Below are 7,062 nucleotides of genomic sequence, written 5' to 3' on the forward strand. Positions count from 1 at the left end.
ACGACCTGTGGACGATCACCACCCTCGCGTCCGGCTGGAGGCCCGCGGCGAGGATCCGGACGAGGCGCGGCACAGCCTCGCGCGGCTCTACAACGGCGACGAATGGCGCGCCGCCACCACCGCGGCCGACTTCAGCTACCGCTACGCCGCCATCGGCGACGGCGGGATGACCCTCCGCACCTCGCGGATGTCCGGGCGCCTCGCGGGCGGCGTGGGCGACTCGGACGACGTCGTCGTGCAGTGGATCGTCGGCGGCTCCGCCCGGATCGATGTCGGCCGCGCCTCGATCGCGATGGAGGAGAACCGTCCCGTCCTCTTCCCCGTCGGTCGGCCGTTCGCCTTCGACTACGTCGACTTCGACCAGCGCCTGGTGCACCTCGACCGGGGAGTCGTCGACCGGGTCGCCGCCGAGCGCGGCCTCGTCGGCTCCCTCGTCTTCGACTCCGAGCACCGCCCCGACGCCGCGGCGATCCGCCGCTGGCGCACGGCCGTCGCCGACTCCGCCCGCGCGCTGCGCAGCGAGCGCGTCGAGCCGCTGCTCTGGGACGAGCTCACCCGCGCCACGGCCTCCGCGCTGCTCGACCTCTACCCTCCGGAGTCCGCTCCGGTCCCGCCCGAGCTCCTCGCCCCCCGGAACGCACGGATCCGCACGGCCGTCGAGTACGTGCACGCCCACTGCAGCGAGCCGATCGGCCCCGCCGAGATGGCGGCGGCGTCGGGCCTGACCGTCCGGGGCCTGCAGTCCGCGTTCCAGCGGGTGCTCGGGATGCGCCCGATCGCCTACCTGCGCCTGGTGCGGCTCGACCGCGCCCGGGTGGAGCTCGCCGTGAGTCCGCCCCTCGGGACGACGGTCGCCGCCGTCGCCCGGCACTGGGGCTTCGGGAACGCGGGCCGCTTCAGCGCGGCCTACGCGGAGCGATTCGGCGAGTCGCCGAGCGCCACGCTGCAGCGCTGATCAGTCGACGAGCTCGGGCGGCGGCTGCCCCTCGAGGATGCGGCTGAGGCCGTCGAGCAGCACCGCGACGGTCGCGGCCTCCGATTCGGGCACCTTCGCGACCATCGCGCGGATCTGCTCGTAGGTCGGGTCGTCGGTGCCGACGATGGCCTTCTGCGCGCGCTCCGTCAGGCAGAGGATGCGGCCGCGGCCGTCGGACGGGTCGGGAGTGCGGTTCACGTAGCCGGCGCGGGCGAGGCGGTCGACGAGGAGGGAGACGGCCGCCGTCGTGATCGACAGGGCCGCGGACAGGTCGACTGCGCGGACGATCTCGTCGCGCCGCTCCCCGACTCCGATCAGCCGCAGGGCCGCGAGATCCGTGGCGCCGATGCCCAGGCGCCGCTCCACACGGCCGTCGTAGTCGCGCTCCGCCGTGCGCAATCGCGCGAGCAGAGCGAACAGGTCTGGCCGAGCGTCCATCGAGGTGCACCTTCCGAGCGGCAGGCGCCCCGGACGGGAACTCGCTGCCCCCATCGAACCACTTCTCCGGCGATCGGACGGCGTGTGTCCCGAAAGCGCAGTCGGCGCCGAGACTGTTAGTCAACCGACTTAGCAATACCTAGTGTCGACGGTGCGGCACGCCTTCCGTGCGCCGCCGACGGTGAGGAGGTGCGCGCGATGGGACGACTGCTCTACGGCGCACCCGCCAGCTCGCACTCCTTCGAGGACCGCGCCCTGGCCCACCTCCAGACCGTGATCACCTCGCGGTTCCGCCGCGGCGAGGGCTTCCTCCTGACGATCGAGGACGCCGAGGGCCGCCGGTCCGAACTGTGGCTCCACCCCGGCATCCCCACCCGCTACGAGTACGACGGCACCGCCGCGATCGAGCTGAACCCGCACTGGTTGCGCGAGCTCTCGAACGCCTCGAACGGCCGCCTCGGCCTCCACCTCCTCCCCGAAACCTCGTCGCCCGACGACCTCTCCGTGAAGAAGATCCCCGCATGAGCGACCACAACGGCACACTGTTCCGGCGCGGAGGCACCGTCCGCTTCGTCCGCTGGATCTCGTCCCGCGACGGCGGCTGGGCCCCCGAGATCGTGCAGGGGCGCTACCTCGAGCGCGACGACCGCGGCTGGCTGGTCGAGATCGAGGGCACCCCGACGGTGCTCGCGAAGGACGACTGGGCCGTCTACCGCTGACCGGCTCTGCGCTCGGCGTACTGTTGAGCAGGTGCGTTCTCGTGATCGCCGCGGCATCACCTCGGCTCCCCTCCTCCTGACGACCATCGGAACGACGAGCCTCGTCTTCCTCTGCGCGTTCGAGTCGCTCGCCGTGACGACGATCATGCCGATCGTCAGCGCCGACCTCGACGGCCGCGCCCTCTACCCCCTGGCCTTCGCGGCGACGCTCGCCGCCGCCGTGGTCGGGATGGTCGCGGCCGGCTCCTCGGCCGACCGCCGCGGCCCGACGCCGTCGCTCGTGGTCGCGATCCTGCTCTTCACCCTGGGTCTCGTCGCCGCGGGTGCCGCGCAGTCGATGCCGGTCTTCGTGGCGGCCCGCCTGCTGCAGGGGCTGGGCAGCGGAGGGATCACCGTCACCCTCTACGTGCTCGTCGCGCGGGTCTACCCGAGCGAGCTGCATCCGAGGATCTTCGGCGCCTTCGCCGCGGCCTGGGTCGTGCCGTCGCTGGTGGGGCCGCTGGTGGCTGGAGTCGTCGCCGAGCTCGCGAGCTGGCACTGGGTCTTCTTCGGAGTCGTCGCCCTGGTGGCCCTCGCGAGCGCCGCGATCGCGCCGACGCTCCGCTCGCTCGAGCCGCGCGAGCGCCTCCCCTTCGATCGCCGGGCAGTGGGCCGCATCGCCCGCGCCGTGGTCGTCTCGGCCGGAGTCGTCGTGCTGAGCACGAGCGCCGAGCTCGCGCCCGACCTCGCCGGGCTCCTGGCCGCGGCCGCTGTGGTGGTCGTGGTCGTGGCGGTTCGCGCGCTCCTGCCCGCCGGCACGCTGCGCGCCCGGGGCGTCCTGCCGTCGGTGATCCTCCTCCGCGCCCTTGTCGCCGCGGCGTTCTTCGGCACCGAGGTCTACCTGCCGCTGCTGCTCTCGGAGCAGTACGGCCTGCCGCCCTGGCTCTCGGGCGCCATGCTCACCGCGGGCGCCGTCTCCTGGGCTCTCGGCTCGAACCTCCAGGGACGCCCGGGCACCCGCCTCAGCCACGGCGGAGCGATGCGGCTCGGCTCGTCGCTCGTGCTCGCCGGCATCGGAGTCGTGCTGCTCGTCACGGTGCTCGCCCTCAGCCCGATCGTCGCGGGCGTGGGCTGGTTCCTGGCCGGCGGCGGCATGGGCACGATGTTCCCGCGGATGGGGACGATGACGCTCGCGCTCTCCGCTCCGGGCCGGGAGGGCTTCAACAGCTCGGCCCTGCAGATCGCCGACTCGACCGGCGCCTCGGTCTCCCTCGCGCTGACGGGCCTCCTCGCGGCGGCGGTCACCGGCCTGATCGGGGCCGGGACCGGGGTCTTCGCCGCGACCTTCTCGTACGCCGCGCTGATCGCGATCGTCGCGGTCGGTCTGGCCGGCCGGCTCAACGGGCTCCTGCGCCGCGAGGGAAGCCGGGAGCCCGCCGAGCAGGCTCAGCTGTAGAGCGACTCCGGCACGTCGAGGCCGTAGATCGCGCGGCCGGACGACCAGATCACCGAGCAGGCGGCCCGGAGCAGATCGGTCGCGTCGTCGCCGGCGTCCACGATCACCACGGAGTCGCCGTCGAGGCGGACCTTGGCGCCGCGGACGGCGTGCGTGCCGTTCCGCGAGACCGTCGTCGCCGGGTAGGGCAGGTGCAGCTCGCGAAGGTCGCCGAGGATGTACGTCGGCCGGAGCTTGGGCTCCGCGGCGAGGAGCTGCTTGGCCCGGTCGATCCCGGTGAGCACATGGGCGCTCTCCATGTCTGCGCCGTTCGCGCCGGCGATGTCGGTGTCGAGCCGGTCGCCGAGGAACAGCGGGTTCGTCGAGCCGAAGCGCGCGGTCGCCGCGTCGAAGATGGCCCGCTCGGGCTTGCCCGCGACGACCGGGAGCCGGCCGACCGCGGTGTGCACGGCCGAGACGAGGGTCCCGTTGCCCGGGGCGATGCCGCGCGCGACGGGGATCGTCCAGTCGGTGTTCGTCGCGACCCACGGGATCCCCGTGTGGAGCGCGAACGAGGCCTCGGCCAGCTGCTCCCAGCCGACCGTGGGCGCGAAGCCCTGGATGACCGCCGCCGGCGAGTCCTCCGCGCTGCGCGTCACGGTGAACCCGGCGCGCTCGACCTCGGAGGTGAGGCCCTCCGCCCCGACGACGAGGATCGTCGAGCCGGCCGGCACCAGGTCGGCGAGCAGCACGACCGCCGCCTGGGGGGAGGTGACGACGTCCTCGGGCCGGACGCTCAGCCCCAGCTCGGAGAGGTGCCCGGCGACGGAGGCGTCCGTGCGGGAGGCGTTGTTGGTGATGTAGCCGACCCGCAGCGTCTCGGCCGCTCGGTTGAGGCTCTCCACCGCGAAGGGGATCGCGTCGGCGCCCTTGTAGACGACCCCGTCGAGGTCGGCCAGGACGGAGTCGCGGCCGTCGAGCGGAGTGGGCTCAGTCCTGCTGCTGCGGAACATCGCCGTCCTCCTCGGTGGTGCCGGCGGATTCGACCGACTCGTCGGCGGTCGGGTCAGCCGAGTCGAGAGCTTCATCCGGGTCCGTCTCGGCGAGATCGTCCGACTCGAGGGACTCGTCCGCGAAGGTCGGCTCGTCCGTGTCGACGAGGTCGGCCTCGGCGTCAGCGGTCGCATCGGCGTCGTCCGCGTCCGCGTCGTCGTCGTCGTCGTCGTCGGCGATCTCCCCGGAGACGGTTCGGTGGACGTCGTCCTCGTCCGCGTCGTCGACGGCGGTCGGGCCGTCCTCGTCCTCGTCGTCCAGGTAGTCGTCCGCGGCGTCGACCGCGGTCCCTTCCTCGGCGCGATCGGGAGCAGGCGCGGCGTCGGCCGACTCGTGCTCCTCCTCGATCACCTCGATCGTCTCGTCGTCACCGCCGCCCTCGGCCGCGAAGACGGCCTGCGCCGCGATGTCAGCGCGACGCTGCCACTCGGCCGCCTCCTCGGAGCGGCCGACCTCCTCGAGGACGAGCGAGTAGGCGGCGAAGAGATCCGGGCTGTACGAGAACGCGCGGTCCGGGTCCAGCTGCGGGATCTCGAGCTCCATGAGAGCGAGCTCCGCCTGCCCGAGGTCGAGGCGGGCGCCGGACATGGCGATGGCCAGCGACACCTGCGCGCCGGGGCTCAGCGTGGTGCGGTGGATCGACCGACCCAGCTCGAGCGCCTTGTCGGGCCGGCCCACGCCGCGCTCGGAGTCGACCATCAGCGGCACCTGCTCGTCCGAGCCGGAGATCCGACGGAAGGTCCGCAGCTCGCGCAGCGCCAGGGCGAAGTCGCCCGTCGCGTACGCCGAGATGGCCAGCGACTCGCGGACAACGGCGATGCGTCCCGCGCGGCGGGCCGCCGAGAGCACGTGGCGGTGCGCCAGCTCGGGGTCCTCCTCGAGGAGGCGGCCGGCCATCACCAGGTGACGGGCGACCCATTCGGCGTTGTCCTTCGAGAGCGTGCGCAGCTCGTTGCGGGCGACCTTGTCGAGGTCCTTGGCCTGCACGTCGTCCGGAAGGTCCGGGTCGTCGTGGCGCGGACGCACCGACTGGAGGGAGCGCCGCTCGCGCTCCTCCTCGGTGAGCTCCGGCTCCTCGCGGGGGCCGCCGCGTCCGCCGCCGAAGCCTTCGCGTCCGCGTCCGCCGCCCTGGCGGTCTCCGCCGCCCCGACGATCGTCCGACCACGGCCTGCTTCCCCCATCGCGCGATCCACCGCGGAACGGCGGACGCGAGTCCCCGTCACGCTGCGGACGAGAGTCGCCACCACCACGGTAGGAAGGGCGGGAGTCACCATCACGCTGCGGACGCGAATCTCCACCGCCACGGTAAGGAGGACGGGAGTCCCCGTCACGCTGGGGACGCGACTCGCCACCGCGATAGGGAGGACGCGAGTCACCGTCCCGCTGCGGACGGGAGTCCCCACCTCCACGGTAAGGAGGACGGGAGTCCCCATCGCGCTGAGGACGGGAATCCCCACCCCCGCGGTAAGGAGGACGAGAGTCACTGTCACGCTGCGGACGAGAGTCGCCGCCACCGCGGTACGGAGGACGCGAGTCCCCATCACGCTGCGGACGCGAATCGCCACCGCCACGGTAAGGAGGACGGGAGTCCCCGTCGCGCTGCGGACGGGAATCGCCGCCACCGCGGTACGGAGGACGCGAGTCCCCATCACGCTGCGGACGCGAATCCCCACCGCCACGGTAAGGAGGACGGGAGTCCCCATCACGCTGCGGACGGGAGTCCCCACCACCACGGTACGGAGGACGAGAGTCCCCATCACGCTGCGGACGGGAGTCCCCACCACCACGGTACGGAGGACGAGAGTCCCCATCACGCTGCGGACGCGAATCGCCACCACCACGGTACGGAGGACGAGAGTCCCCATCACGCTGCGGACGGGAGTCGCCACCGCCACGATAGGGAGGACGAGCATCACCGTCGCGGCGGGGGCGGGAGTCGCCCGAGCCGCCGCGATCGTTCGAGGAGCGGCCGGGGCCGCCGGCGCGAGGCGGCCGCTCGTCACGACGTCCGGAGTCCCGGTCGTTGCGGTCGGATCCTGAGTCGTCCATGCGTTCCTCGCCTGTCGTGGTGATGCTCTGTGGAGTTGACCCACCCGAAGGCGGGGAGGACGGCCGTAACCGTCACACCACCCTAACCCGCACCGCGCTCCAGTGAGCAGCGGGGATCCGAGGTGGTGGTTAAACAGCGATGGCCACCCATTTCTGGGTGGCCATCGTGAATGGTGTCCGGCGGTGTCCTACTCTCCCACAGGGTCCCCCCTGCAGTACCATCGGCGCTGAGAGTCTTAGCTTCCGGGTTCGGAATGTGACCGGGCGTTTCCCTCTCGCTATGGCCGCCGTAACCCTGGCGACACACGCACCATAGGGCACATGGTCAAATCTGGGTTACACGCCGTGCGTGTATTCAATTGTTCCGCTCCTCCCGAAGGAGGATGCGGGGTGCCCGTCTTCTGGGAACCACA

General features: G+C 72.5%; 7 protein-coding genes and 1 rRNA gene. 4 read left to right on the forward strand and 4 right to left on the reverse strand.

Going from position 1 to position 7,062, the window contains the following annotated elements; translation table 11 throughout:
- Positions 1-7: 7 nt before the first annotated feature.
- On the forward strand, positions 8-955 hold the full coding sequence (locus C5C71_RS08800) for a helix-turn-helix domain-containing protein (protein WP_104226797.1): 948 nt from the start codon (positions 8-10) through the stop codon (positions 953-955).
- Here the strand turns inward: C5C71_RS08800 and C5C71_RS08805 are convergent, their stop codons facing one another.
- Entirely contained in the window at positions 956-1,414 is a 459-nt protein-coding gene (locus C5C71_RS08805) for a MarR family winged helix-turn-helix transcriptional regulator (RefSeq protein WP_181027163.1), read from the reverse strand.
- Between the two features lie 198 nt (positions 1,415-1,612).
- On the opposite strand from C5C71_RS08805, the gene C5C71_RS08810 reads away from it, so the two are divergent.
- The 3 genes from C5C71_RS08810 to C5C71_RS08820 are packed head-to-tail and all read left to right on the forward strand — an operon-like array spanning position 1,613 to position 3,568.
- Positions 1,613-1,939 carry a hypothetical protein gene (locus tag C5C71_RS08810; RefSeq protein ID WP_104223794.1) on the forward strand — a complete coding sequence of 109 codons (327 nt, stop codon included), beginning with the start codon at positions 1,613-1,615 and terminating at the stop codon, positions 1,937-1,939.
- Positions 1,936-2,133, forward strand: a complete 198-nt coding sequence (locus C5C71_RS08815) for a hypothetical protein (RefSeq protein WP_068256013.1) — start codon at positions 1,936-1,938, stop codon at positions 2,131-2,133. The genes C5C71_RS08810 and C5C71_RS08815 overlap by 4 nt, the downstream gene beginning before the upstream one ends.
- A gap of 31 nt (positions 2,134-2,164) precedes the next feature.
- Positions 2,165-3,568: an MFS transporter gene (locus tag C5C71_RS08820; protein WP_104337545.1), complete on the forward strand. Its 1,404-nt coding sequence runs from the start codon at positions 2,165-2,167 to the stop codon at positions 3,566-3,568.
- On the opposite strand, the gene C5C71_RS08825 is transcribed toward C5C71_RS08820, so the two are convergent.
- The 3 genes from C5C71_RS08825 to rrf all read right to left on the reverse strand — a co-directional run bounded on the left by C5C71_RS08825 (position 3,559) and on the right by rrf (position 6,941).
- The gene (locus C5C71_RS08825) at positions 3,559-4,560 is read right to left on the reverse strand and encodes an HAD-IIA family hydrolase (RefSeq protein WP_104226795.1); all 1,002 of its coding nucleotides are present in this window, start codon (positions 4,558-4,560) and stop codon (positions 3,559-3,561) included. The genes C5C71_RS08820 and C5C71_RS08825 overlap by 10 nt on opposite strands.
- Positions 4,538-5,626 (reverse strand): hypothetical protein, encoded by a 1,089-nt coding sequence (locus tag C5C71_RS08830; protein ID WP_104337546.1) that lies wholly within the window; start codon positions 5,624-5,626, stop codon positions 4,538-4,540. Before C5C71_RS08830 ends, C5C71_RS08825 begins: the two co-directional genes overlap by 23 nt.
- Before the next feature lie 1,198 nt (positions 5,627-6,824).
- Positions 6,825-6,941 (reverse strand): 5S ribosomal RNA (rrf, locus tag C5C71_RS08835).
- Positions 6,942-7,062: the final 121 nt, after the last annotated feature.

This window comes from Rathayibacter sp. AY1C1 (genome assembly GCF_002932105.1).
Taxonomy (GTDB): Bacteria; Actinomycetota; Actinomycetes; order Actinomycetales; family Microbacteriaceae; genus Rathayibacter.